Annotated in this window: 23 protein-coding genes and 1 pseudogene; 7 read left to right on the top strand and 17 right to left on the bottom strand. The window is 71.5% G+C overall.

Features of this window, described 5'->3' with window-relative positions:
* Positions 1–54: 54 nt before the first annotated feature.
* Positions 55–1284, bottom strand: coding sequence for an isochorismate synthase (locus tag ABD810_RS39715; protein ID WP_344953263.1), 1230 nt, complete (start codon positions 1282–1284; stop codon positions 55–57).
* 245 nt (positions 1285–1529) lie between these two features.
* On the opposite strand from ABD810_RS39715, the gene ABD810_RS39710 reads away from it, so the two are divergent.
* Positions 1530–2384: an SGNH/GDSL hydrolase family protein gene (locus ABD810_RS39710; RefSeq protein WP_344953260.1), complete on the top strand. Its 855-nt coding sequence runs from the start codon at positions 1530–1532 to the stop codon at positions 2382–2384.
* Positions 2385–2395: 11 nt separating this feature from the next.
* On the opposite strand, the gene ABD810_RS39705 is transcribed toward ABD810_RS39710, so the two are convergent.
* Together ABD810_RS39705 and ABD810_RS39700 are read right to left on the bottom strand one after the other, a co-directional pair.
* Positions 2396–2563 (bottom strand): hypothetical protein, encoded by a 168-nt coding sequence (locus tag ABD810_RS39705; protein ID WP_344953258.1) that lies wholly within the window; start codon positions 2561–2563, stop codon positions 2396–2398.
* 139 nt (positions 2564–2702) lie between these two features.
* A complete protein-coding gene (locus ABD810_RS39700) occupies positions 2703–3434 on the bottom strand; it encodes an alpha/beta fold hydrolase (protein WP_344953256.1) in 732 nt (243 codons plus the stop codon).
* Positions 3435–3519: 85 nt separating this feature from the next.
* On the opposite strand from ABD810_RS39700, the gene ABD810_RS39695 reads away from it, so the two are divergent.
* On the top strand, positions 3520–4500 hold the full coding sequence (locus ABD810_RS39695; protein WP_344953254.1) for a helix-turn-helix transcriptional regulator: 981 nt from the start codon (positions 3520–3522) through the stop codon (positions 4498–4500).
* Here the strand turns inward: ABD810_RS39695 and ABD810_RS39690 are convergent, their stop codons facing one another.
* Both ABD810_RS39690 and ABD810_RS39685 read right to left on the bottom strand, forming a co-directional pair.
* Positions 4501–7809 (bottom strand): S41 family peptidase, encoded by a 3309-nt coding sequence (locus ABD810_RS39690; protein WP_344953251.1) that lies wholly within the window; start codon positions 7807–7809, stop codon positions 4501–4503.
* Positions 7810–8315: 506 nt separating this feature from the next.
* Entirely contained in the window at positions 8316–9350 is a 1035-nt protein-coding gene (locus tag ABD810_RS39685; RefSeq protein WP_344953248.1) for an Rv2578c family radical SAM protein, read from the bottom strand.
* A gap of 135 nt (positions 9351–9485) precedes the next feature.
* On the opposite strand from ABD810_RS39685, the gene ABD810_RS39680 reads away from it, so the two are divergent.
* From ABD810_RS39680 to ABD810_RS39670, 4 genes and pseudogenes are all read left to right on the top strand, one after another.
* The gene (locus ABD810_RS39680; protein ID WP_344953245.1) at positions 9486–9767 is read left to right on the top strand and encodes a DUF3040 domain-containing protein; all 282 of its coding nucleotides are present in this window, start codon (positions 9486–9488) and stop codon (positions 9765–9767) included.
* 54 nt (positions 9768–9821) lie between these two features.
* Positions 9822–10181, top strand: coding sequence for a TetR family transcriptional regulator C-terminal domain-containing protein (locus ABD810_RS39675; RefSeq protein ID WP_344953242.1), 360 nt, complete (start codon positions 9822–9824; stop codon positions 10179–10181).
* A 474-nt stretch (positions 10182–10655) separates the two neighbouring features.
* Positions 10656–10931 (top strand): annotated as a pseudogene (locus ABD810_RS41270) (putative protein N(5)-glutamine methyltransferase); the annotation flags it as partial.
* Entirely contained in the window at positions 10923–11717 is a 795-nt protein-coding gene (locus tag ABD810_RS39670) for a putative protein N(5)-glutamine methyltransferase (protein WP_425567057.1), read from the top strand. The pseudogene ABD810_RS41270 and the gene ABD810_RS39670, both read left to right, overlap by 9 nt.
* Before the next feature lie 246 nt (positions 11718–11963).
* On the opposite strand, the gene ABD810_RS39665 is transcribed toward ABD810_RS39670, so the two are convergent.
* A complete protein-coding gene (locus ABD810_RS39665) occupies positions 11964–13595 on the bottom strand; it encodes a penicillin-binding transpeptidase domain-containing protein (protein WP_344953236.1) in 1632 nt (543 codons plus the stop codon).
* 85 nt (positions 13596–13680) lie between these two features.
* Positions 13681–14343 (bottom strand): lysophospholipid acyltransferase family protein, encoded by a 663-nt coding sequence (locus tag ABD810_RS39660; RefSeq protein ID WP_344953232.1) that lies wholly within the window; start codon positions 14341–14343, stop codon positions 13681–13683.
* Between the two features lie 386 nt (positions 14344–14729).
* Between ABD810_RS39660 and ABD810_RS39655 the strand changes: the two genes are divergently transcribed.
* A complete protein-coding gene (locus ABD810_RS39655) occupies positions 14730–15284 on the top strand; it encodes a GNAT family N-acetyltransferase (protein ID WP_344953229.1) in 555 nt (184 codons plus the stop codon).
* Here ABD810_RS39655 and ABD810_RS39650 read toward each other — a convergent pair.
* From ABD810_RS39650 to ABD810_RS39605, 10 genes are all read right to left on the bottom strand, one after another.
* Complete coding sequence (locus ABD810_RS39650; protein ID WP_344953226.1) at positions 15281–16270, bottom strand: tyrosine-type recombinase/integrase; 990 nt, start codon at positions 16268–16270, stop codon at positions 15281–15283. The two genes, ABD810_RS39655 and ABD810_RS39650, sit on opposite strands and share 4 nt — an antisense overlap.
* A 41-nt stretch (positions 16271–16311) precedes the next feature.
* Positions 16312–16788, bottom strand: a complete 477-nt coding sequence (locus tag ABD810_RS39645; protein WP_344953223.1) for a MarR family winged helix-turn-helix transcriptional regulator — start codon at positions 16786–16788, stop codon at positions 16312–16314.
* 100 nt (positions 16789–16888) lie between these two features.
* The gene (locus ABD810_RS39640; RefSeq protein WP_344953220.1) at positions 16889–17269 is read right to left on the bottom strand and encodes a SchA/CurD-like domain-containing protein; all 381 of its coding nucleotides are present in this window, start codon (positions 17267–17269) and stop codon (positions 16889–16891) included.
* A 123-nt stretch (positions 17270–17392) separates the two neighbouring features.
* Complete coding sequence (locus ABD810_RS39635; RefSeq protein ID WP_344953218.1) at positions 17393–18022, bottom strand: antibiotic biosynthesis monooxygenase family protein; 630 nt, start codon at positions 18020–18022, stop codon at positions 17393–17395.
* A 136-nt stretch (positions 18023–18158) separates the two neighbouring features.
* Positions 18159–18626, bottom strand: coding sequence for an SRPBCC family protein (locus tag ABD810_RS39630; protein ID WP_344953216.1), 468 nt, complete (start codon positions 18624–18626; stop codon positions 18159–18161).
* A gap of 19 nt (positions 18627–18645) precedes the next feature.
* On the bottom strand, positions 18646–18897 hold the full coding sequence (locus tag ABD810_RS39625) for an acyl carrier protein (RefSeq protein WP_344953214.1): 252 nt from the start codon (positions 18895–18897) through the stop codon (positions 18646–18648).
* 31 nt (positions 18898–18928) lie between these two features.
* Entirely contained in the window at positions 18929–20170 is a 1242-nt protein-coding gene (locus ABD810_RS39620; protein WP_344953212.1) for a ketosynthase chain-length factor, read from the bottom strand.
* Positions 20163–21533, bottom strand: a complete 1371-nt coding sequence (locus tag ABD810_RS39615) for a beta-ketoacyl-[acyl-carrier-protein] synthase family protein (RefSeq protein ID WP_344953210.1) — start codon at positions 21531–21533, stop codon at positions 20163–20165. The genes ABD810_RS39620 and ABD810_RS39615 overlap by 8 nt, the downstream gene beginning before the upstream one ends.
* The gene (locus ABD810_RS39610; RefSeq protein ID WP_344953208.1) at positions 21530–21949 is read right to left on the bottom strand and encodes a cupin domain-containing protein; all 420 of its coding nucleotides are present in this window, start codon (positions 21947–21949) and stop codon (positions 21530–21532) included. The genes ABD810_RS39615 and ABD810_RS39610 overlap by 4 nt, the downstream gene beginning before the upstream one ends.
* Entirely contained in the window at positions 21942–22271 is a 330-nt protein-coding gene (locus tag ABD810_RS39605; protein WP_344953206.1) for a TcmI family type II polyketide cyclase, read from the bottom strand. The genes ABD810_RS39610 and ABD810_RS39605 overlap by 8 nt, the downstream gene beginning before the upstream one ends.
* Positions 22272–22281 lie beyond the last annotated feature (10 nt).

The raw sequence follows: 22281 nt of genomic DNA, 5'->3' as shown, positions 1-22281 counted from the left end.
GGCGGCGGCCGGGGGAGGGCCGGGCCGGGGCCGGCCCTAAAGGGCCGGCCAGGGTCAGCCCTCCAGGGCGTACCGCATCACGCGGAGCTTGGCCTGCGCCTCGGCCAGCTCCGCCGCCGGATCGGAGCCGCCCATGATGCCGCAGCCGGCGAACAGCCGGGCCCGCCGCCCCTCGACGTAGGCGCAGCGCAGGGCGATGCCCCACTCGCCGTCGCCCCGCGCGTCGATCCAGCCCACCGGCCCGGCGTACCCGGCGCGGTCCATGCCCTCCAGCTCGCGGATCACCTCGAGCGCGACACCGGTGGGGGTGCCGCCGACGGCCGCGGTGGGATGCATGGCCGCGACCACGTCGAGCACCGACGCGCCGTCGGCCAACCGGCCCTGGACGCGGCTGGCGAGATGCTGGACGTTGGGCAGCACGAGCAGCTCGGGCTCGTCGGGCACCGTGAGCGAGGCGCACAGCGGCGTGAGCGCCTCGCGCACCGACGCCACCGCGCAGGCGTGCTCGTGGCGGTCCTTGGCCGAGGCGAACAGGGCCGCGGCCCTGGCCTTGTCCTCCGCGGGGCCGGCCCCGCGGTAGGTGGTGCCGGCCAGCACCAGGGACTCGATGGCCTCGCCGGTGTGCCGGACCAGCAGCTCGGGCGTGGCCCCCACCAGGCCCGCGCAGGAGAAGGTGTAGCAGTCGGGATAGGCCGCGGCCAGGCGCTCGAGCAGGATGCGCACGTCGATGTCATGCTCGGCGGTCGCCACCAGGTCGCGGGCGAGCACGACCTTCTCCAGCCGGCCCGACCGGATCTCGTCCACCGCGCGGGCCACCGCGTGCTGCCATCCGGGCGCGGTCAGCGAACCGTCGCCGTACACGATGCGGCCGGGGGAGCGGGGAGGGGCCATCAGCTCGATGGGCGCCTCGCCCACGGTGGTCAGCCACGCGCGGCCGTTCCTGCGGCCCAGCACCACCCGGGGGACGACCAGCACCGAGCCGGGGGCGTCGGGGTCGAAGGTGAACGAGCCGAAGGCGACGGGCCCAGAGCCGGGGACGTGCACGTCGTCGTCGATGTGGGCCTCGCCGAACGCCGTCGCCAGCCACCGCCGCGCCCAGTCGAAGCGGCCCGGACCCGGGGGAACCTCCACCCGGGCGGCCTCACCCCAGCCGACCAGGCCTTCTTGGTGGTGGACCCAGGCGTAGGGCGGGGCCTGCGGCAGTCGCGCGATCAGATCTTCGGGGTGATGGATGGGGATGCTGCGAACCAGCGGGGGGCGGGTTATCCCGAGCGCGACACTCACTCTGCCCACCTTATGCCGAAACTGAACGCGTTCGACATCAGGTGAGCGGTCTCACATCGCCGCCCGCGGAGGGTGATCCGGTGTCAACGCCGTCTACACACCTGTCATGCCCTGTCAAGCGGCGATAGGAAGTTGGTCAACGGTAGCAACGCCTCGCCCGCAGGTAATAGGACGGGTCGTCGCCGATCTCTACCTTGGGTTCGCGATCTCTTCCCCGGGATCGATCGTCCCAGGTGGAGGTGGCCATGGTCAGAAAGATCGCGTTCGTTCTCGCCGCCTCGGTGGTGTGCGTGCCGGGTACGGCCGTGACGGCCGCGGCCGATCCGGTGCCCACGGTGATGGCGGCGCTCGGCGACTCGATCAGCGCGGGCTTCAACGCCTGCGGCTGGTACGTCGCCTGCACCTCCCGGTCCTGGTCGGCCGGTGACGCGGTGGGGGTCGACAGCCACTACCTGCGCCTGCTGGCCATCGGCCCGGCCATCAAGGGGCACAACCTCAACTTCGCCGTCCCGGGGTCCACCAGCGCCGACCTGGCCGCCCAGGCCCAGAAGGCCGTGGCGGCCAAGGCCGCCTACGTGACGATCCTGATCGGCGCGCAGGACGCCTGCGTCTCCCGCGAATCGCACATGACGCCGGTCGCCACCTACCGCGCCCGCGTCGACCGGGCGCTGGCGGTGCTCGCACCCGCGGGCGTCAAGGTCTTCGCGGCGAGCATCCCCGACATCAAGCGGCTCTGGCGCATCGGCAAGGAGAACGCCGTGGCCAAGTCGTTCTGGGCGCTTGGCCGCATCTGCCCCACGATGCTGGCCGATGCCGGGTCCATCGCCAAGAAGGACCAGGCGCGCAGGAACCGCGTCAGGGAGCGGGTCCAGGACTACAACGCCGAGATGGCGAACGCGTGCGCGGCGTACGGCCCGGGCTGCCGCTACGACGGCGGCGCCGTCTTCTCCTACCCCTACACCCTCGACCACATCAGCAAGTGGGACTTCTTCCACCCCAACGCCGACGGCCAGCGGGCCCTGGCCCAGACGACGTTCAAGATGGGCTTCCCGTGGGTGATGGACCCGCTGACGCAGGCGCCCCCCGCCCTCGCCCGGTGAGGGCGGCTCGGTCACAGCCGGCCGTTGTGGCGGGCCGGGGCGGCGGCCTCGATCGCGGCCGGGCATCTCGATAGGGCCACGGTCTGGCCCTGGGGGATCTCGAGGGTCAGCCCGGTCACGGCCCGGACCGCCCCGAAGCTCTTGGCCGGCCCGGTGAGGGAGACGGCGTTCGCGTTCATGACCACAAAGCAAGAGATCACGTGCGTTCCAGGACCGTGCATCCCGGGTTCTCCTGGACAAAAGTACTGTTGATCTACAATGTAAAGGCGCCGGGTCGTCTCACCTCCCCTCGGCGAGCGACCCGGCCTCATGCGACCCCTACAGCGAGCCGAGCAGCCGCGCCGTGTCCCCGGGGCGCGAGAACATCGGCCAGTGGCCGGTCGGCAGCTCGTGCAGTTCCCACTCCGGCCCGGCCAGCCCGGCGAACATCGGGTTGCCCTGCTCGATCAGCTCCCTTACCTGGGCGAGGGGGAAGGAGCAGCTGATCAGCGCCTTGGGCGTCTTGTCCGCCGCCCCGCCGAGCCGCAGCGGCTCGGTCATGGTGCCGTAGGGCTGGGGCGTCATCCGCGCGGCGATCCGCTCCTTGTCCCGCTGATCCAGACCCGCGGTGCTCGCCCCGAGCTCCTCCTGCCGCTCCCAGGCCGGCGGCTCGTGGCGCCAGCCGTCGGCCAGGGCGGCCTTCACCGACTCGCGGAACTCCACCGGGTGCAGGTCGAGCTGCGACATGCCGTCGGCCAGCGGGCCGCTGTCCAGGTAGACGATCTTGCGGATCCGCTCGGGAATCCGGTCGGCCGCTCCGGTGACCGGCCCCCCGGCACCGCTGTGCCCGACCAGCACGACCTCGCCCAGATCCTCGTAGACGATCGTGTTGACGATGTCGTCGATGTGGGTCCCCAGATCCGTCTGCGGGCCGCCCAGGTGGACGCGGTCGGCGAGCCCGGTGGGCGTCAGCGGATGGACCGTGTGGCCGCCGGCGCGGAGCGTCTCGGTGACGCCGTTCCAGGCCCACGCGCCGAGCCAGAACCCCGGAACCAATACGAAGGTGCTCATTGCCCATCTCCCTTGAATCCCTGTGCCGTTGAGATCACCGTAGGATCGAATCCGGACAGAACCGGCCCGCATAAAAGGAAATCTCATGCCTCATCCGGTGACGCGGGTGCTGACCCTGCTGGAGCTGCTTCAGGCACGTCCCGGGCTGACCGGTGTGGAGCTGGCGCGGCGGCTGGAGGTGGACGAGCGCACCGTGCGCCGGTACGCGCTGCGCCTGGCCGAGCTCGGCGTCCCGGTCGAGGCCGGGCGCGGGAGATACGGCGGCTACCGCCTGATGCCCGGGTACAAGCTGCCGCCGCTGATGTTCACCGAGGACGAGGCGGCCGCGGTCGTGCTCGGGCTCCTCGCCGGCCGACGTACCGGGCTGGCGGTGGGGGAGAGCGCCGGTGAGAGCGCGCTGGCCAAGATCCAGCGGGTGCTTCCCGCGGCGCTCCGCGAGCGGGTGGAGGCGGTCACCGACACCATCGGCCACACCTCCCGGGTGGCCGACACCCCCCGCCCGGCCGCCGACACGGTGCTGACCCTGGCCGCCGCGGCCCGCCGCAGGAGGCGGGTGCGGCTGCGCTACCGGTCATGGCGCGGCGAGGAGACCGAGCGCGAGCTGGACCCCTACGGCCTGGTCTTCCACTCGGGCCGGTGGTACGTCACCGGGCTGGACCGTCTCAGGGGGCAGATCCGCACCTTCCGCCTGGACCGGGTCGCCTCAGCGGTCCCGCTCGCGGACGGCTTCCCCGACCCCGAGCGGTTCGACCCGGTCGCCCACGTCATGGAGTCCCTCGCCTCGGTCCCCTACCGGCACGAGGTGCGGGTGCTCCTGGAGACCACCTTGGACCAGGCCCGGCGGCGGCTGCCGCCCTCGGTCGCCTCGCTGAGCCCGGCCGAGGGCGGCGTGCTCATGGTGGGCCGCGCCGAGCGGCTGGACGGCATGGCCGCCATGCTCGCCGGTCTGGGCATGCCGTTCACCGTCCTGGCGCCCGGCGCCCTGCGCGAGGAGGTCACCGCCCTGGCCGAGCGGCTGCGCTCGTACGGGGCCCGGGAACCCGGCGCCGGCCGGGCGCCGGCCTGATCACCGGCGCGGGGGCAGCGGCGGCGTGCTCATCCGGGGACGGCCGGCGGGGTCGGGCGTGTGCGGGGGAGACTGCGCCAGGCGCTCCAGCGCCAGGCCGATCGCCCGGTCGAGCTGGGTGTCGGCCCCCTGCCCGTACTCCTGCGGGGTGATGTCCACCTCGATGTCGGGATCGGTGCCGTAGTTCTCCACGCGCCAGCCCACGTCGTCGAAGGCGAAGGAGAACTCGGGCTGGGTGGTGACCGTGCCGTCGGCCAGCTGGTGGCGCGGCCAGATGCCGATCACCCCGCCCCACGTGCGCTTGCCGATGAGGGGCCCCAGCTTCAGCAGCTTGAAGGTGTGGCTGAAGATGTCACCGTCGGACCCGGCCCACTCGTTGGTGAGCGCGACCATCGGGCCACGCGGCGACTCGGCGGGGTAGGGCTCGGGCACCCCCCAGCGCGGGAAGTCGTAGCCGAGGCGACGGCGGGCCAGCTTCTGCAGCAGCAGCCCCGAGACGTTGCCGCCGCCGTTGAAACGGACGTCCACCACCAGCCCTTCCCGGTCGTACTCGGTGAGGAAGGCGCGGTGGAACTCGGCGTATCCCGACGGCCCCATGTCGGGGATGTGGATGTAGCCGACCCTGCCGCCGGTGCGCTCGTGGGTGCGTGCCCGGTTGGCCTCGACCCAGTCGCGGTAGCGGCCCGGCTGCTCGTCGGACAGCGCCTTGACGGTCACCGTACGCGGGGGGCCGTCCCCGCGCCTGATCGTCAGCTCGACCTCCTGGCCCGCCTGGTTGACCAGGAGCCTGGCCGGATCGACCGTCCCCCCGGCGGGCTGGCCGTTGATCGCCACCACCGCGTCGCCCGGCCGGATGTCGAGCCCGGGGCGGTTGAGCGGGGAGGTGGCGTCGGGGTCCCAGGGATCACCGGTGACGATGCCGGCGATCGTGTGGACACCGTCGGCGAGGGCCCAGTCGACGCCCAGCTTGCCCTGTGAGTACTGCGGCCGGGTGCGGTACTCGCCGCCGCTCTCGTAGGCGTGCGAGGTGCCGAGCTCGCCCAGCAGCTCCCACAGCAGGTCGGAGAACTCGCCGCGGGTGCCGACCCGGTCGACCAGCGGCAGGTAGCGCTCGTAGACCCCGTTCCAGTCGATCCCGGCCATGTCCTGCACCCAGAAGTGCTCCCGCTGGAGCCGCCACGCCTCGCGGAACATCTGCCGCCATTCGGCCTCCGGGCGGACCGAGACCTTGACCCGGTCGAGGTCGATCCACCCGGAGGCCCTTCCCGGGCCGTCCTCGTCGGAGGGCGGCTCGCCGGCCTTGATCACCCGCAGGCGGTCGCGCGAGCGGTAGAGCAGCGTCGTGCCGTCCTGGCCCAGGCGGAAGTCGGCGACGTCGGAGACCAGGGTCTCGCACTTCTGCTTGGCGAAGTCGTAGGCCTGCAGGGTGCCGGAGGCGGTGTCGGCGAACTCGTCGCCGCGGCTGCCCTGGACCGGGTAGGAGGTGAACAGGACCTTGTCCCTCATGCCGGCGACGCGGTCGTAGCGGCCCTCGGCCACGGGGAAGGGGACGACGCGGCGCTCGATGCCCTCCACCTCGATCAGCAGGCCTTCGGCCGCGGGCTCGGCCGGCGCGTCACCGGCCCGCGTCTGCGTACCGGCGGCCGTCTCACCGCCTGCCCCCGCCGCGGCGCCCGCCACCTCCCCGGCGCCCTCGTCCCCGGCGGTGTCCTTGGCCGGCGGCGAGGGCTCGCTGGACAGCGGCTTGGGCTCGGGCACGAACGGCGAGCCGACGTCGAGGCGCAGCGCGATGGCGTACGGGCGGTCGCCGAGCGGGAACCCCAGGTCGAACTGCAGGGAGTCGTGCACCGGGTTGAAGACGCGCCGGCCGATGAAGTAGAGGTACCTGCCCTCGGGGTCGAAGGCGGGCCTGCGGTCGGACAGCACCGGCCGGGTGGCGTGGAAGGTCTCTCCGGTCGCGACCTGGTAGAGCTTGACGGCCGTCGTCTGGGCGGTGCCGGGGCAGGTGTAGGCGAGCCAGTCGCCGCCGGGAGACCAGACGGGGTCCTCTATGCGGCCGTACCGGCTGCTGTCGGCCACGGTGAGCGTGGCGCCGCCGGTGTCCTCACCGGCCGCCTCCGCGGTCAGGTCGACGATCAGTAACTCGTTGCGGTGGTTGGTCACCGCGATCCGGTCGGCGCCGGGCGACACGGTGAGCTCGATCGCGCGCCCGGTGTCGAGCCCGGACAGGCGCGCCGGGGCGGCGCTTCCGTCGGCCCTCAGCACGACCAGCACCTCGCGGTCGCCGTCGTCGCTGGCCGCGGCCACCAGCCGTTCGCCGTCGCCGAGCCAGCTCAGCAGGCGGTAGCGCACGCCGTCCGGCTCGCCGTGCTGGCGGACCGGCCCCTCCCAGTTGCCGAAGGAGTAGGCCTTGCCGCGTGTGGTGATCGCCAGGCCGCTGCCGTCGGGGGTGAGCGTGGCGCTGTGCAGGTACTGGCCGGCGGAGACGAACCGGCGGTTGCGCTGGGTGCGCGAGCTTCCCAGCCGCACGTCGATCGCCCGGGCCTCGCCCTCGGCCGGGTCGAGCACGTAGAGCTCCGCCGCCGCGTGGTAGACCAGGCGGCTGCCGTCGCCGGACAGGTTGCGGGCGTAGTAGTCGGTGTGGTCGGTGTGGCGCCGCAGATCGCCGCCCACCGGCGTGCACGAGTAGACGTTGCCGATGCCCTCGTGGTCGGACAGGAAGAAGACGCGCTCGCCCACCCAGCAGGGGGAGGCCAGGTTGCCTGCCAGGGAGATCAGCCGCGTGAACTCGCCCCCTCCGTCGCGGTCGATCCACAGGTCGCCGACGGTGCCGCCCCGGTAGCGCTTCCAGCGGGCCGGGTCGGCGGTGTTGCGGCCGAGCACGACCGCTCCGCCGGGGCCGTAGGAGATGGTGTTGGCCGGGCCGTGGGGCAGGCGCTCGGAGACCCCGTCCGCGTCGACGCGGTGCAGCCACTTGGATCGGGTGAAGGGCTGGGAGTGGTTGCTCGCGTAGACGACGGCGCCGCCCGGATCCCAGCCGGTGACCGTGCACAGTGCCCCGTGATAGGTCATGCGCCGCCCCGCGCCGCCGTCGGCGGGCATGACGTAGACCTCTTCGGGCCCTTCCTCGCGCCCGACGAAGGCGAGCTGGGTGCCGTCGGGGGAGAAGCGGGGGTATCCCGCCTCACCGACCCCGGCGGTCAGGCGAAAGGCCCTGCCTCCCGCGGCGGGGACCATCCACAGGTCGTCCTCCGCGGCGAATACGACGGCCTCGCCGAAGATCGTGGGGAAACGCAGGTAAGCGGACATCGATCCTCGCGTTCGAGCTGGGGGTTTCCATGATCAGGCACTCGGACCCCCGCGTCGAGACCGCGAACGCGCCGTTGCGTCCCGGGGAGGGCCGCGCGCCCCGGCGATCCGATGGGTCGCCGGGCCTGACGGGCGGGGTCCGCCTGCCCGGTGGTGCCGGAAGGACGAGTGCCTGATCATGCTCATATTCAGCTGCCCAATTTATGGGCTATGTCCGCCATGCTGTAGGGCTTGCCGGGATTGTTGCCCGGCCGGGATCACTGGGTCTCGTTGGACTCCGCGTTTCGCTTGTCCTCGTCTCCGGCTTTATTCTGTTTTGTCTCACGCGTGGCCTTGATAGCTGCTTTCTTGGCTTTTCCTGTTGCTTTGGTGGTCTTCTTCCGTGTTCCTGCCATGATTCCCCCTGTCTCATGGGTTGACATTGACTGACAATGCGCCATTTTCGCCGCATCACCCGCGTTAAATACCCAACAGCGGAGTCAATCACCCATATGTGTCTTTAAGGGTTAGAGCAGTGTCAGCTGCTCGGGCCCGGCGTCGGCCACCGGTGCGGCGGGCGGACGGATGCGGCGGGCGCGGGCCGAGGAGGACCTGCCCACCCCGCTCTGGACGGCAAGCTCGTTGACCTGCCGCGCGATGCGGGCCTGGTAGGCCTTGGGCGCGTAGGCGCCGCGGCCGTACATCTCGAGGTAGCGGGGGACCAGGCGAGGATGCTCCCGGCCCAGCCAGCCGAGGAACCACTCGCGTGCCCCCGGGCGCAGGTGGAGCACGATCGGCACGATGTGCGTGGCACCGGCCTCGGCGATCCGCCGGACCGTGCGCTCCAGGGCCTTCGGCGAATCGGTGAGGTAGGGCAGGATCGGCGCCATCAGCACGCCGCACCCGAGGCCGTGCTCGGTGAGGGTGGCGCAGACCTCCAGCCGCCTGCCGGGCCGCGGCGTGCCCGACTCCACCGAACGCCACAGCTCCTCGTCGAGGAAGCCGATCGACAGCGAGGTGCCGACCTCGGTGCGCTCGGCCGCCTCGGTCAGCAGGTCGAGGTCGCGCAGGATGAGGGACCCCTTGGTGAGGATCGAGAAAGGATTCCCGGCGTCCCGAAGCGCGGTCAGAATGCCCCGCATCAACCGGTAACGCCCCTCGGCGCGCTGGTAACAGTCGACGTTGGTGCCCATGGCGATGTGATGGCCGCCCCAGCGCGGCGCGGCCAGCTCCTTGCGGACCAGCTCGGGGGCGTTCACCTTGACCACGACCTTGGAGTCGAAGTCGTGCCCGGCATCCAGGTCGAGGTATTCGTGGGTTTTGCGGGCGAAGCAATAGGTGCACGAATGCGTGCATCCCCGATAGGGGTTGATGGTCCATTCGAACGGGACGCGGGTGGCCGCCGGCACGCGGTTGATGATCGAACGGGCATGGATCTCGTAGAAGGTCATGCCCCGGAACTCCGGGGTGTCGAAAGTCCTGGTGACCGCGCCACGGGCGAACAGTGGGGCGGCGGGAGCGCCCTGGCCTGTGTCGGTCAGGCGCAGGTTGTCCCAGCGCATGCCTTGATTAGAACAGGCTTTCGATGGAGATCGCAACCCAGCAAAAGTGGCGGCAAAACCGAGGGCTGTAACGGCTAAAGATCTTGTGGCCGGGAAGAACGTCGGCACACCGCTTGCGTTGCCGGGAGGTGCGGCGTGGCCTGGTCGCAGGACGAGGAGCGAATGCTTGCCCAGATCGAGAGTTACCTCACCGACGAGGATCCGCGACTCGCCGCCCGGCTGGAGTCGTTCAACGAGCGCGTACAGCGCAAGGAGACCGGTCAGCAAAAGCGCGTCGCCCGGGCGGGCCGCGGCAGGCGCCGCCCCAGCAGGTCGACGATCATCATCCTGGTGAGCTGGCTGCTGATCGCCACCTTGATCGCCACACTGCTGATCATGGTCTTCCATCACGACGCGGCGGCGGCCCTGCCCATGTAGGGCACACACACCACCCCGCCCGTATCGCCACCCCGCCGCGCTGGAGCGCCGGGTATGCGCGCGATCGCGCGGGCGGTGTTGCTGGAACCGCTCCCGCTGGACGAGGAGCGGCGCAACCGGCACCTGGTGTACGTCGCCTACTTCGTCCGCTTCCTGACCGACCCCGCCCTGGCCAAGGTCGTGCGCGACGCGCCGCATGCGCTGGAGAGCCTGGTCGCCGGCCTGATCGCCCAGGGGCAGGAACTCGGCCAGGTGCCCCGCGACCTCGACCCCGCCGCCGAGGCCGCGTTTCTGGTGGCGGCCGCCGACGGGATCCAGACCACCGTCCTGCTCGAACAGCGAACTCCGGAGGAAGCCGTAGCCCTGATCGACCACCAGCTTGCCCGCATCTTCATCGCGGCTACCGGTGGCTGACTCGTGTGTCTGGTCGCGTGCCCTGGTCGGTCACGACTTTGTCGGTTTTCGTTGCGGTCATCGGTGGCTGACTCGTGTGCTCGGTTGCGAGCCCTGGTCGGTCACCACGGTGCCCGGCAGTTCACCATGGGTGTCACGGAAGTCGGCCGCTGGAGTGCTGGGTGTGGCGGATCGCGCGTCTGTGGGTCGGCACCGCGTGTTGGGTATTGGGCGCCGACGCGGTGAGGGGTGGTGCGGCGGTGTCGGCGCCGCCGTACGGTGGCCGGCCGGTCCGGTGAAGGCGGAGGGACGGCCGCTTCGGGTGCGTGCGCGTCCGGGTGTGGTTCAGGTAGTGTTGCGCTGCCCAACAGAGATCTACCGAGGGGGTGGGACCGATTACCGCTGAATCAAGCGGGTGCTCCCATCTGGTGGTCGTGCGGTCCAACCGGCACAGGTGACCCAGGGGGCGCCCAGCGGCTCCCGAAAGGCTCTCCCATGCCGGTCTCCCCTTCATCGCTTTCCTCCTCCGCCATCGTCACCATGCTCCGCGCCGCCGGCTGTGTCTTCGCCGAGGACGAGGCACGGTTGCTCATCTCCACGGCATCGACCCCTTCCGATCTCGCCGCCATGGTGGAACGGCGTGTCGCGGGCCTGCCGCTTGAACAGGTCCTCGGATGGGCGGAGTTCTGCGGCCTGCGCATAGCCGTGGAACCCGGCGTCTTCGTGCCCCGCCGCCGCACCGAGTTCCTGCTCCAGCAGGCCGTGACCCTGGCCCGCCGGTCCGCGCTCTCCACCGGTCGGGCGCTGACCCCCCAGGTGGCGGGTTCCGCCCATGAGGCGCTGGTTCCCCAGTCCGTGGGTCTCGCTGCTGAGGCGTTGGTTCCCAAGTCCGTGGGTTCCGCTGGTGAGGCGCTGGTTCCAGAGCCCGTGCGTTTCGCTGGTGAGGCGCTGGTTCCCCAGTCCGTGCGCGGTGAGGCGTTGGTTTCCCAGGGTGCCGGGTCTGGTGGGCGGGCTCTCGCCGTGTCACCGGACGTGGTCGTGGTGGATCTGTGCTGTGGCTCGGGCGCGCTGGGCGCCGCTCTGGTCGCCGCCCTGGTCGCGGCCGAGTTGCACGCCGTCGACATCGACCCCGCCGCGGTGCGGTGCGCGCGCCGCAACCTGGCCGGATCGGGCGCCCATGTGTACGAGGGGGACCTCTACGAGCCGCTGCCCGCCGCGCTGCGGGGCCGCGTCGGCATCCTGGTCGCCAGCCCGCCGTACGTCCCGACCGAGGCCATCAGGCTGTTGCCCGCGGAGGCCCGGGAACACGAGCCTCGGGTGGCGCTCGACGGTGGCGCGGACGGGCTCGACGTCGTACGGCGGGTGACCGCCGCGGCGTCCGAGTGGCTGGCGCCGGGGGGATACCTGCTGGTCGAGACCAGCGAGCGCCAGGCACCGCAGACCGTCGAAGCCGCGGCCCGCACCGGACTGATCCCGCAGGTGGCCGGTTGCGAGGAGCTGAACGCCACCGTCGTCATCGCGGTCAGACCCGCCGCGCTTGACGCGGCAGCACACTGACCCAGCGGGAAGGTATGCCCCTGCCGGGCACGCTGCGCGACCATCACAGCGGCGAAAGGTATGCTCCTGCCGGGCACGCTGCGCGACCCGCACAGCGGCGACGAGACCGCCGATGGCGAGGACGAGTAGCCACAGGCCTCACAGCCGAAGGCGGTCCGGCCTGGAGTCATCCTCTATGACTCCAGGCCGGACCGCCTTGTGCGCGAGGCTCAGACTCCCCACGGGCCAGTACGCGGCGGGGGTGGGCTAGTTCAGGCCGCGTAGGAAGGTGGCGGCGACCGGGGCGGCGACCTCGCCGCCCATGCCGCCTGCCTCGACCACCACGGCGAAGGCCACCTCGCCGCGGTAGCCGATGAACCAGGCGTGGGAGTCGAGCTTGGGGCCGGTGCCGAACTCGGCGGTGCCGGTCTTGCCGGCCGTGCCCTTGGGCAGCCCCGCCCCCTTGGCGGTGCCCTTGGTGACCACGGCGCCCATCATCGTGCGCAGGTTCCGCGCGACCGAGTCCGGGAGCGGCTGGGGGTCGGCCTTCTGCTTCAGCGAGGGCACCAGGGTGGGCGGCCGCCAGGTGCCGTCGGCCACCGCCGCGGCGACCGAGGCCATCACCAGCGGGCTGGCGGTGATGCGGCCCTGGCCGAAGGACTCGGCCGCCAGGTCGGCCTCGCTGGTGGGCTTGGGCATGCTGCCCTTGGCCGCCGGGACGCCGATGTTCAGCGGCTGGTTGAACCCCATCTTGGTGGAGATGTCGTACAGCTTGCCCCCGCTGAGGTGCTGCGCGGCCAGCGGGGCGAAGGTGGTGTTGCAGGAGTGGGCGTAGGAGTCCAGGAACGACAGCGAGCCGAACGCCTCGTGGTCGGAGTTGCGGATCGGCAGGCCGCCGATGTTGGCCTTGGCGGGGCAGGTGACCTTCTGCTCGGGGGTGAGCCCTTCGGCCAGCAGGCCCGCGGCGGTGACGGTCTTGAACGTCGACCCGGGCGGATAGGCCCCGTCCAGTGCGCGGTTGAAGCCGCCGCGGTTGTTGACGACGGCGAGGATCTCGCCGCTGGAGTGGCGGATGGCCACCAGGGAGGCCGGCTTGTCCAGGGAGCGCACGGCCTCGACGGCGGCCTGCTGTGCCCGCGGGTCCAAGGTGGTGCGCACGGCCGTTCCCGGGGAGCCTTCGATGGTCTTGAGCGTCTTGACGGATTTGTTCGAGCCGTCGGTGACCGTGATCTCGGTGGTCGGGACACCGGCGAGCTTCTTCTGGAACGTCTCCTGCAGCCCGCCCCTGCCGACGGGGTCGCCCTTGTCGTAGGAGGAGCCGAGCCTGGCGATGTCCTTGGCGGTCGCCTTGTCGAGATAGCCGACCAGTTGCTGCACCGAGCCGCCCACATCACCCTGGTCGATGCGGCGTCCGTCGGCGTCCTCGATGGGGGCCCGCTGCGGCCAGGTGGTCTTCAGGGCCAGGTGGGTGGAGCCGTTCATCGCGGGGTGGACGGCCTGGGGGGTCCAGGCGACCTTCCAGTGGCGGTCCTTGACCACCAGGTCCAGGGAGCCGGTGTAGGTCCACTCGCCGATGTTCTTCAGCGTCAGCGTGGCGGTGTAGGCGGCCTTGGCCCTGCCGTCGCCGCCGGGGGTCACCGGGCCCAGCGTGACGGTGGTCTTCTCGGCGCCGAGGTTCTTGGCCGGCTCGGCGTAGGCGGCCTCGAACCCGGGCGCGGGCGTGGCCAGGTCGGCGCGCATGGCGGCCAGGTCACCGCGGGACCAGGCGGTGGTGAAGTGGCCGGCGGTCTCCTGCGCGCTGCCTCGGGTGTGCAGGACGTAGTAGGCGCCACCGGCGGCGGCCCCCGCCACCAGCACGGTCGCGACAGACGTGATCGCGATGATACGGCCGCGCGGCACGCGTTACCCCCGGGTGTCTCGACGTCGCCACGAGCCTAGCGCGGGTGGTGGGCCGAGTTCGCGGCTTTACCGGGCCGCGAGCGGCTCAGGCGGCCTCCTTGTCCCGCTCTTTCTGGCTGGTGGCGTAGGTGGGGACGTACTCCTGGCCCGACAGCCGCTGGATGGCCTGCATGACCTGGTCGGTGACCGCCCGCCGGTCGCGCGCGCGGCCGGGGTCGCCGGTGAACATCATCGGCTCGCCGATGCGGACGCCGATCTTGGCGATCCTGGGCACCGAGGCCCCCGGCGGCAGGACACGCTCGGTGTTGACCATCGCCACCGGGATCACCGGCACGCCCGCCGTCAGCGCCAGCCACGCGACGCCGATCTTGCCCCGGTAGAGCCGGCCGTCGGGGGAGCGGGTGCCCTCGGGGTAGATGCCGAACAGCTCGCCCGCGTTGAGCACCTCAAGGGCCGAGTCGAGCATGGTCTGCGCCGCGGAGGCGCTCTCCCTGTCGATGGCCACCTGGCCGGTGCCGCGCATGAACATGGCCATCAGCCGGTTGCCGGTGAAGTATTCGGCCTTGGCGACGAAGGTGACCTTGCGTGGCAGCATCAGCGGCAGGAACACCGAGTCCAGGATGGACAGGTGGTTGGAGGCCAGCAGCGCGGGCCCCGACCGGGGGACGTTCGCGGCTCCCGTCACCTGAGGGCGCCACAGCAGTCGCAGGAAGGGACTGCTGACGATCTTTGTGATGCGATACAGCACGGACTCTCCCGGTGTGCGGACGGCCAATGCCAACCATACGACCCGGACAGGAAACCTTGTGCTACGCCAGCCCACAAAGTGTTACATCGTCGTACAACGAAGCCCCCTGTCCGGGGTACAGCGAAGCGCCCTGTCCGGGGTACAGCGAAGCGCCCCGCAAGGCGAGCTTGCGGGGCGCTTCGTTTAGGCCGATGTGGCGGTCGCCTCCTCGGCGAGAGGCACAACACGGCTCCAGCCGAACGGTATTCCGTGAAGGCGGTAATTGCGGCCCGGGGGACACAAACCACATCGGCTACTCGACTCTAACCCACTCCCAGCCGTTCTTATTCCAGACCTGCCGATCCCAGTGGAAGGCGGGCGGGCGGGGAGGGGCAGAATAGGGGACCATGCTGGTGACAGAGCGGCTCATCCTGCGCGGATGGCGTGAGCAGGACCTGGTCCCCTTCGCCCAGATGAACGCCGACCCCGAGGTCATGGAGCACTTCCCCTCGACCCTCACCCGCGAGCAGAGTGACGCGATGGTCGCTCGCATCAGTGACGGCCTGCGCGAGCACGGCTTCGGGCTGTGGGCGGTCGAGGTCCGCGAGAGCGGTGAGTTCGCCGGGTTCACCGGCCTTGTGTGGCAGAGGTTCGAGGCGCACTTCACCCCCGCGGTGGAGGTGGGCTGGCGGCTGGCACGCGGGGCCTGGGGGCACGGTTACGCGACCGAGGCGGCGACGGCCGCCCTGGACCACGGTTTCGGCCCCGCGGGCCTTGGGTGGATCGTCTCCATGACGGCGCGGACCAACCTGCGTTCCCAGGCCGTCATGCGGCGCCTTGGCATGACCCGCGATCCCCGTGAGGACTTCGACCATCCGAAGCTGGAGGTGGGCAGCCCGCTGCGATCCCACGTGCTGTACCGCTTGACGGCGGGCGCCTGGCGCGAGCGGCGGGCCCTTTAGGGGGCGCCGGGGCGCAGGGGACGGGCGTCGGGCATCCGCAGCCGGTCGACGGCCTCCCTGCGGCGGCTCTCGGGGCGGCGGTCGTAGCGGGAGGTGGTGACGGGGGAGGCGTGGCCGACCAGCGCCTGGGTGGTGGCCAGGTCGACTCCGGCGTCCAGAAGCTCGCCGATGAAGGTGCGCCGGAAGTCGTGCGGGGTCCGCCTGGCCGCCCCGGCCGAGGCCAGCCGCCTGGCGAGGATGTCGGCGATCGCCTGCCCGGTCATCGGCGCCGGCCGCCCGGCGGGGGCGCGCAGCCGCCCGGCCTTGTTGATGGGGCAGAACAGCGCGCCGGCCCCGCGGCCGCGCACGGCCAGCCAGGCCTCGGTGCGGGCCACCGCCTCGGCCGTCAGGTAGACCAGGCGCTCCTTGTCGCGCTTGCCGCGTACGCGCAGGGAACGGGCGGCGGCGTCGTAGTCGGCCAGGGTCAGCGAGGCCACCTCGGCGCGGCGGCAGCCGGTGGAGTACAGCACGGCGAGCAGCGCGCCGTCGCGCACGCCGGCGGGGGAGTCGTCGCGGTCGCAGACGGCAAGCGCCGCGCCGACCACCTCGGGCGGCACGTGCTGCCCGGCGGGCAGCCGGGTGTGGCGCAAGGTGGGCAGGTCGGCGGCCCGCTGGTAGTCCTCGGCGTTCATCTGGCCAAGGCGCCAGGCCTCGCGCATCACCCGGCGCAGCGCGACCAGGTGCTTGTTGACGTAGGCGGGCGACCACCCCTGCTCGGTGAGGATCGTGCGGATGCGCACCGTGTGCTCGTAGCGCAGCAGGTGCCAGGGCTGCCCCGAGCCGGTGGCGGCCTCGTCGCCGGAGATGACGCGGGCGACCCGGTCGAGGCAGCCGCGCATGGTGCGGCGGGACTCGGCGCTGGTCAAAGCGTCGAGGTAGACCTGGTAGGGGTCGCCGGCCGGGGCGAGGGGGGCGGGGCCGGGGCTGGGTACGGCGGGCACGTCCACGCGCCGATCTTAGAACGGGCCCCGCTCGGCATGTTGTTGATCTACATTGTAAAGGCGTCGGTCCGCACGCGAAGCGTCGTGACCAGATCGGTGAGCCTGCGGCTCTCCGCCACCAACCCCGCGACGAGGACAAGGTCATCGCACCGGTTCCTGACCAGGGGATACCAGGCCTCCCGCAGGTCGCGCAGCCCCGGCTCGACGCATACGCGATGCGCGGCACGGTCGAGGTGGACAAGGACGCGGTGGCCGCCGTCCTCGCGGCGGCGGCCGGCGTAGCCCTCGCGCTCCAGGTCGTCGACGACCTCGGCGACCGCCTGGTGGGTGAGTCCGACCTGCCCGGCGAGGCGGCGGGCCGGCATCGGGCCCTGGCGGCACAGCACCGACAGGCAGCGGAAGTGTGCCGGGCCGAGTCCAACCCGCGCGGCCAGCGCCTCCACCAGCCGGTTGGCCTGGGAAAACAGCTCGGTGGTCTCGCGTTGGACCGCCTCGAGCAGGTCGATGTTCTCGTCGTGGGGCATGGTGGTGTCGCTCCATTCGCGGCGGCGGGCCCGGGGCGTCGTGCGGACCGCCCGGGCCCCGGCTGGGCGGAGCGGCGAGCGCCGGCTCCGCCGGCCGATGTCACAGCCGGGTGGGGTGCGTCTCGCTGGACGACTGTGTGAGGCACCGCATCATCGAGTTACGGAAGAACGCCGCGAAACCATCGGATGTGGCGGTGTCACGCGCGTCGGCCAGGAACGGCACGATGCGGTCCTCGATGACATGGACGTGCCGCTGGCCGGCCAGGTGCCGGGCGATGCCGGCGAAGTCGCCCTCGAAGTGGATCAGGCGCACCAGCACGTCGTCCTTGACGAACACCGCCGTCCCCAGCAGCCGGGCCGTCTCCTCGCCGTTCTCGTCGGTGACGACCGGCGACTCCAGGGCCGGGGCGGCGCCGAAGACCTCGGCGAGCTCCTCCTCATGCCCGGGTTTAATGCGAAAAGTAATCATTGCGTACGGCATCGAAACCTCCGTTGTCGTGCCCGGCGCCGGTGCGCACCGGATGGGTGGCCGCGGGTACCCGCGGACCGGGGGCCGCCCGTCCGGACGGTCGTCACCGTCCGGGCGGGCGGCCGCGGCCTGCGATCAGTAGGCGGCCACGACCTCGTAGGAACCGAAGATCCCCAGGCCCTTGTCGTGGTACCTCGCCAGCGGAGAGGTCGTCGGCAGGTGCTCGGGACTGCGCTCCCACTCGCGGTAGGTGGCGATGTCGTCCCACTCGCTCAGCACCGCGAACCGGCGCGGGTCGCGCAGCGAGCGCAGCAACTCGTTGCCGCGCAGCCCGCTCCTGCCCGCCAGGGTGGTGCTGATCTGGTGGTAGGCGTTCTCGATCGACCCCTTGTCCGACTCGGGCTCGTTGAGGTACAACGCGACGCGCACCCGGCCGGGGCTGGGCTGCGATCCAAGGCGCGAGGACACCAGCATGGGGGTCATGGAGGTCCCGGCTGAGTCGCGGTAGGGGTCCAGCCGCATGCGGTTGGCCGCGTGCTCGGGGCTGTGCTCGAACTGGTGGAACCTGTCCTCGTTCTCCCAGTCGCTGACGATGTAGTAGACACCGTCCTCATCAGGGCTCTTGGCCAGCGACTGGCCGACGTTCGCCGGGTGGCGGGCGATGCTGGAGGCGACTTCCCGCCAGGTCTTCTCGAAGTCGCGCTCCATGCCCGGGTGGATCCGCATCCTCACCATGACGCGGTACACGTTGTCCTTGTCGTTCATGCCCACTCTCTTCTTTCCGTCGGACGTGCTGTCATCGAAGGGGGCGGTGTGCGGGGGGAGACCGGCCGGCAAGGCCTGGGCCTGACCGGCCGGGGCCCGGGCGGAGTCGGCCCGGACGTACAGGTGGCCCGGACGCTCACGTCCGGACGGGGGACTTGTCGGCGGCCTCCTCGACGATCTGCCGGATCCGGTTCATCTGGATCACGGTGTTGTCGTTGAGCCGCTTGGTCATCTGCTTGTCGCTGAGCGGCGCGTCCGGCTTCATCTCGAAGTCCTGGATCCAGCGCATCCGCACCGCGTCGGGCACCTGGGTGTACTCCCAGAACAGGTGCATGTACTTGAACCAGCCCGGCTCGACCCGGTGGGCGCGCACCGTCCTTGTGGCCGGGTCGGGGGTGCGCTCGGACACCCAGCTCCACTCGTTGCCGTCGGCGTCGGGATGCATGGTGAGCCGGAACCGGGTGGTCGGCCCGCGCTCCTCCAGGATCTCGGCCGCCGAGTACTCGCTGAACAGCGTGGGCCATGACCGCACGTCGTTGGTCATGTTCCACAGAAGGTCGATGGGACTGGCGATGATGATCTCGTTGTCGGCGTGTCCTGCCATGGTGGCGTTCCTCCGGGTGTCAGGCGGCGAGCCGGCGGTTGACGTAGTCGACCGCGGCCTGCGGGGTCTTCATCTCATCGACGGCGTCGTCGGGGATCCGGACGCCGATCTGCTGCTGGATCCGCGCGGCCATCTCCAGCACGGCCAGGGAGTCGTAGCCGAGTTCGACGAACGACACCTCGCCGATGTCGTCGGCCAGGTCGACGGTGTCGGGCACTCCCGCGCAGCCGCCCATGATGCGTCTCATGTCGTCGAGGGTGAACGTGGTCATGTCGCTCTCCGTTGTCGCGAGGTCGGGTTGACTACAGATCCGTGACGAGCAGGGCCGCGTTGAACCCGCCGTGCCCGCGCGCGAGCACCAGCGCCCTGCGCACCGGGCCGTCCCTGGCCGCGCTGCGCACCAGGTCCAGCTCGTAGGCCGGCGCGGTCGCGCGCACCCCCACGGTGGGCGGGATGACACCGTCGCGGATGGCGAGCAGCGCGGTCGCCAGGTCCAGGGCGGCCCCTCCGGCGTACAGCCGCCCGGTCATGGTCTTGGGGGCGGTGACCGGCACGCCGTAAGGCCCGAAGACCGCAGAGATGGCCCGCGCCTCGGCCAGGTCGGCCTCGGGCACCCCCAGGGCGTCGGCGAACACGACGTCGACCTGGTCGGGGATCACCTTGGCCTCCTCCAGGGCCAAGGTGATCGCCCGCTGCAGGTTGGACCTGCTCTCCTGGCCCTGCACCGGGCGGGGGTCGAAGGTCGCGCCGTAGCCCGCGATCGCGCCGTAGGGCCGTGCGCCCCGGGCCAGGGCCTCGGCCTGGCTTTCGACGATCAGCATCGCCCCGCCCTCGCCCGGCACGTAACCGCAGGCCTCGGCGTCGAAGGGCAGGTAGGCGCGCTCGGGATCGTCGCGGGTGCTGAGCAGCCCGGTGGAGATCTGCGCGACCAGCCCGTAGGGGCACAGCGAGGCGTCGGTGCCGCCGGTGACCACCACGGTGGCGTCCTGGCGCAGCAGCCGCCGGGCCTGCGCGACGACGTCCAGGCCGCCGGCCTGCTCGGAACAGATGACCCCGCACGGCCCGCGCATGCCGTATCGGATGGAGATCTGGCCGGTGGTGGCGGCGTAGAACCAGGCGATGGACTGGTAGACCCCCACGTACTGCGAGCCCTGGCTCCACAGCTTCTCGATCTCCCGCTGGCCGAACTCGGTGCCGCCGGAGGAGCTGGCGGTGACCACGGCCATCGCGTACTCGGGCAGCTCGCCCGGTTCGACGCCCGCGTCGCGCAGCGCCATGTCGGCCGCGGTCAGGCCCAGGTGGCTCCAGTGGTCGGTCTGCACGGCAAGGCGGCTGGGCACGTGCTCGGTGTCGTCGAACTCCGACACCTCACCTGCCACCCGGACCGGGTACCGCTCGGAGTCGAAGCGGGTGATCCTGCCCAGGCCGCTCTTGCCGTCGAGCGTGGCCGACCAGTAGGCCTGGGTGCCCAGGCCGTTGGGCGCGGCGACGCCGATGCCCGTCACCACGGGGCGCTCACCCCCCGCGAGGGTGCGTTCAGTCATGGCGGTCGCCTCCCCGGCCGGCGCGCCCCTGCGGTTCGCGGGCGAGCAGCATGGCCGTCTGGAACCCGCCGAAGCCGCTGCCCACGCTCAGCACCACGTCCACGGGCTGCTCCCTTGCGGTGCGCGGCACGTAGTCGAGGTCGCATTCGGGGTCGGCGGTGTGCAGGTTCGCGGTCGGGGGGACGACGTTGTGCCTGATGGCCAGCGCGCAGGCGGCGACCTCGATGGACCCGATCGCGCCCAGCGAGTGCCCGATCATGGATTTGATCGAGCTGACCGGCACCCGGTACGCCCGGTCGCCCAGGGCGCTTTTGAAGGCCGCCGTCTCGTGCCGGTCGTTCTGCCGGGTCCCCGAGCCGTGGGCGTTGATGTAGTCGACGTCCTCGGGTGCCAGCCGTGCCTGCCGCAGGGCGGCCCGGATGGCCTCGGCCATCTCGCGGCCGTCCGGTTTGAGGCCGGTCATGTGGTAGGCGTTGCTACGGCTGGCGAACCCGACGATCTCGGCGTACACCTGCGCCCCGCGCCGCAGCGCGGCCTGGCGCTCCTCCAGCACCAGCACCGCCGAGCCCTCGCCCAGCACGAACCCGTTGCGGTCCAGGTCGAACGGGCGTGAGGCGTGCTCGGGCTCGTCGTTGCTCGGCGAGGTGGCCTTGATCGCGTCGAAGCACGCGACGGTGATCGGCGAGATCGGGGCGTCGGCGGCCCCGGCGATCACCGCGCAGGCGGTGCCCTCCCGGACCAGCTGGTAGCCGTGGCCGATGGAGTCCAGCCCGGCGGTGCACCCGGTGGAGATCAGCGCCACCGGGCCCTCAGCCCCGCCGGCCCAGGCGATCTCGGTGGCGATGGTGCTCGGCACCATGTACCCGTACAGCTGGGGCACCCCGTAGGCCGGGTCGACCAGCCAGTTGCGGCCGCCGTCGCTGAGGACGACGTACTCCTGCTCCAGGCCCATGGTGCACCCGACCGCGCTGCCGATGCTGACCCCGAGCCGCTCCGGCGCCACCTCGGCCGTGGTCAGGCCGCTGTCGGCCAGCGCCTCGCGCGCGCTGACCACGCCGAGCTGGGCGGCGCGGTCCATGCGGCGGATCTCCTGCGGGGACAGCCCGTGCGCGCCGGGATCGAAGTCGCATTCGGCGGCGATCCGGGAGCGGAACCCGGTCGCGTCGAACAGCGTGATGGCGCGCGTCGCGGTGCGCCCGGCGGTGAGCAGGTCCCAGAAGGCCTTGACCCCGATGCCGCCGGGCGCCGCGACGCCGATCCCGGTGATGACGACCCGGTTGTGGCGCGTCCGGGACCGGCGCCCCGGACCGGGTCGCGCCCGGGTGCGGCGCCGGTGTGGCGGACGGGTGTCCACGACGTTCACCGCGGGCTCCCTGCCGCGGCGTCGTTCGCTGCCGGTTCGGTGTCCACGTGGCCGAGGTCGGGCCTGGGCGCCAGCGGGCTGGCGTGGAAGACCATGCAGGCCTCCTCCGCGCCCACGTTCTCGACGCGGTGCTTGACGGTCTTGGGCACCATCAGGCCGTCGCCGGGGTGCAGGGTGATCTCCTGCCGCCCGTCGATGCGGGCCAGGACCGTTCCGCGCACCACGTACATGAACTCCTCGGAGTAGGGGTGGTAGTGCTCGACGAAGTGCTCGCCCGCCTGCAGGAAGGCGACGCCCATGAACCCTGAGGTGGAGCCGACGGTCTTGGGGCTGAGCAGGACGCGGATGTCGCCGCCGCGGCGGCGGTTGGGCGCGACCTCGTCGACGGTGACCTTGGTCAGGCGGATCTCAGTCACGGCTGTCCGCCTCCCAGGTGTAGAACGGCTCCGCCATGGCGTCCTTGGGCTCGCGCCAGCCAGGGTCGTAGGGCCGGATGTGCTCGCTCAGCCGCTGGTTGATCTCCCCGTACAGCGGGTGACTGCGCGCCTTGTACAAGTTGGGCGTGATGTCCTGGTCGGCCTCGACCAGGTGGAAGTAGAGGTCGTGGAAGCGGAACAGCGTGCGCCTCGACACTCCGATGAGATGCGGCAGGTCGCTCGCGTCCGAGTCGGCGAAGATCTTGGCTACCGCCTCCGTCTCGGAGGGTTCCATCCTCGCCACGATTAGTGTCCGATGCACCACAAGTCTC

Source organism: Sphaerisporangium flaviroseum (genome assembly GCF_039537005.1).
In the GTDB taxonomy this organism is placed as follows: domain Bacteria; phylum Actinomycetota; class Actinomycetes; order Streptosporangiales; family Streptosporangiaceae; genus Sphaerisporangium; species Sphaerisporangium flaviroseum.
Note: the sequence above shows the minus strand (reverse complement) of the source record. Positions and strands in the feature narration are given on the sequence as shown.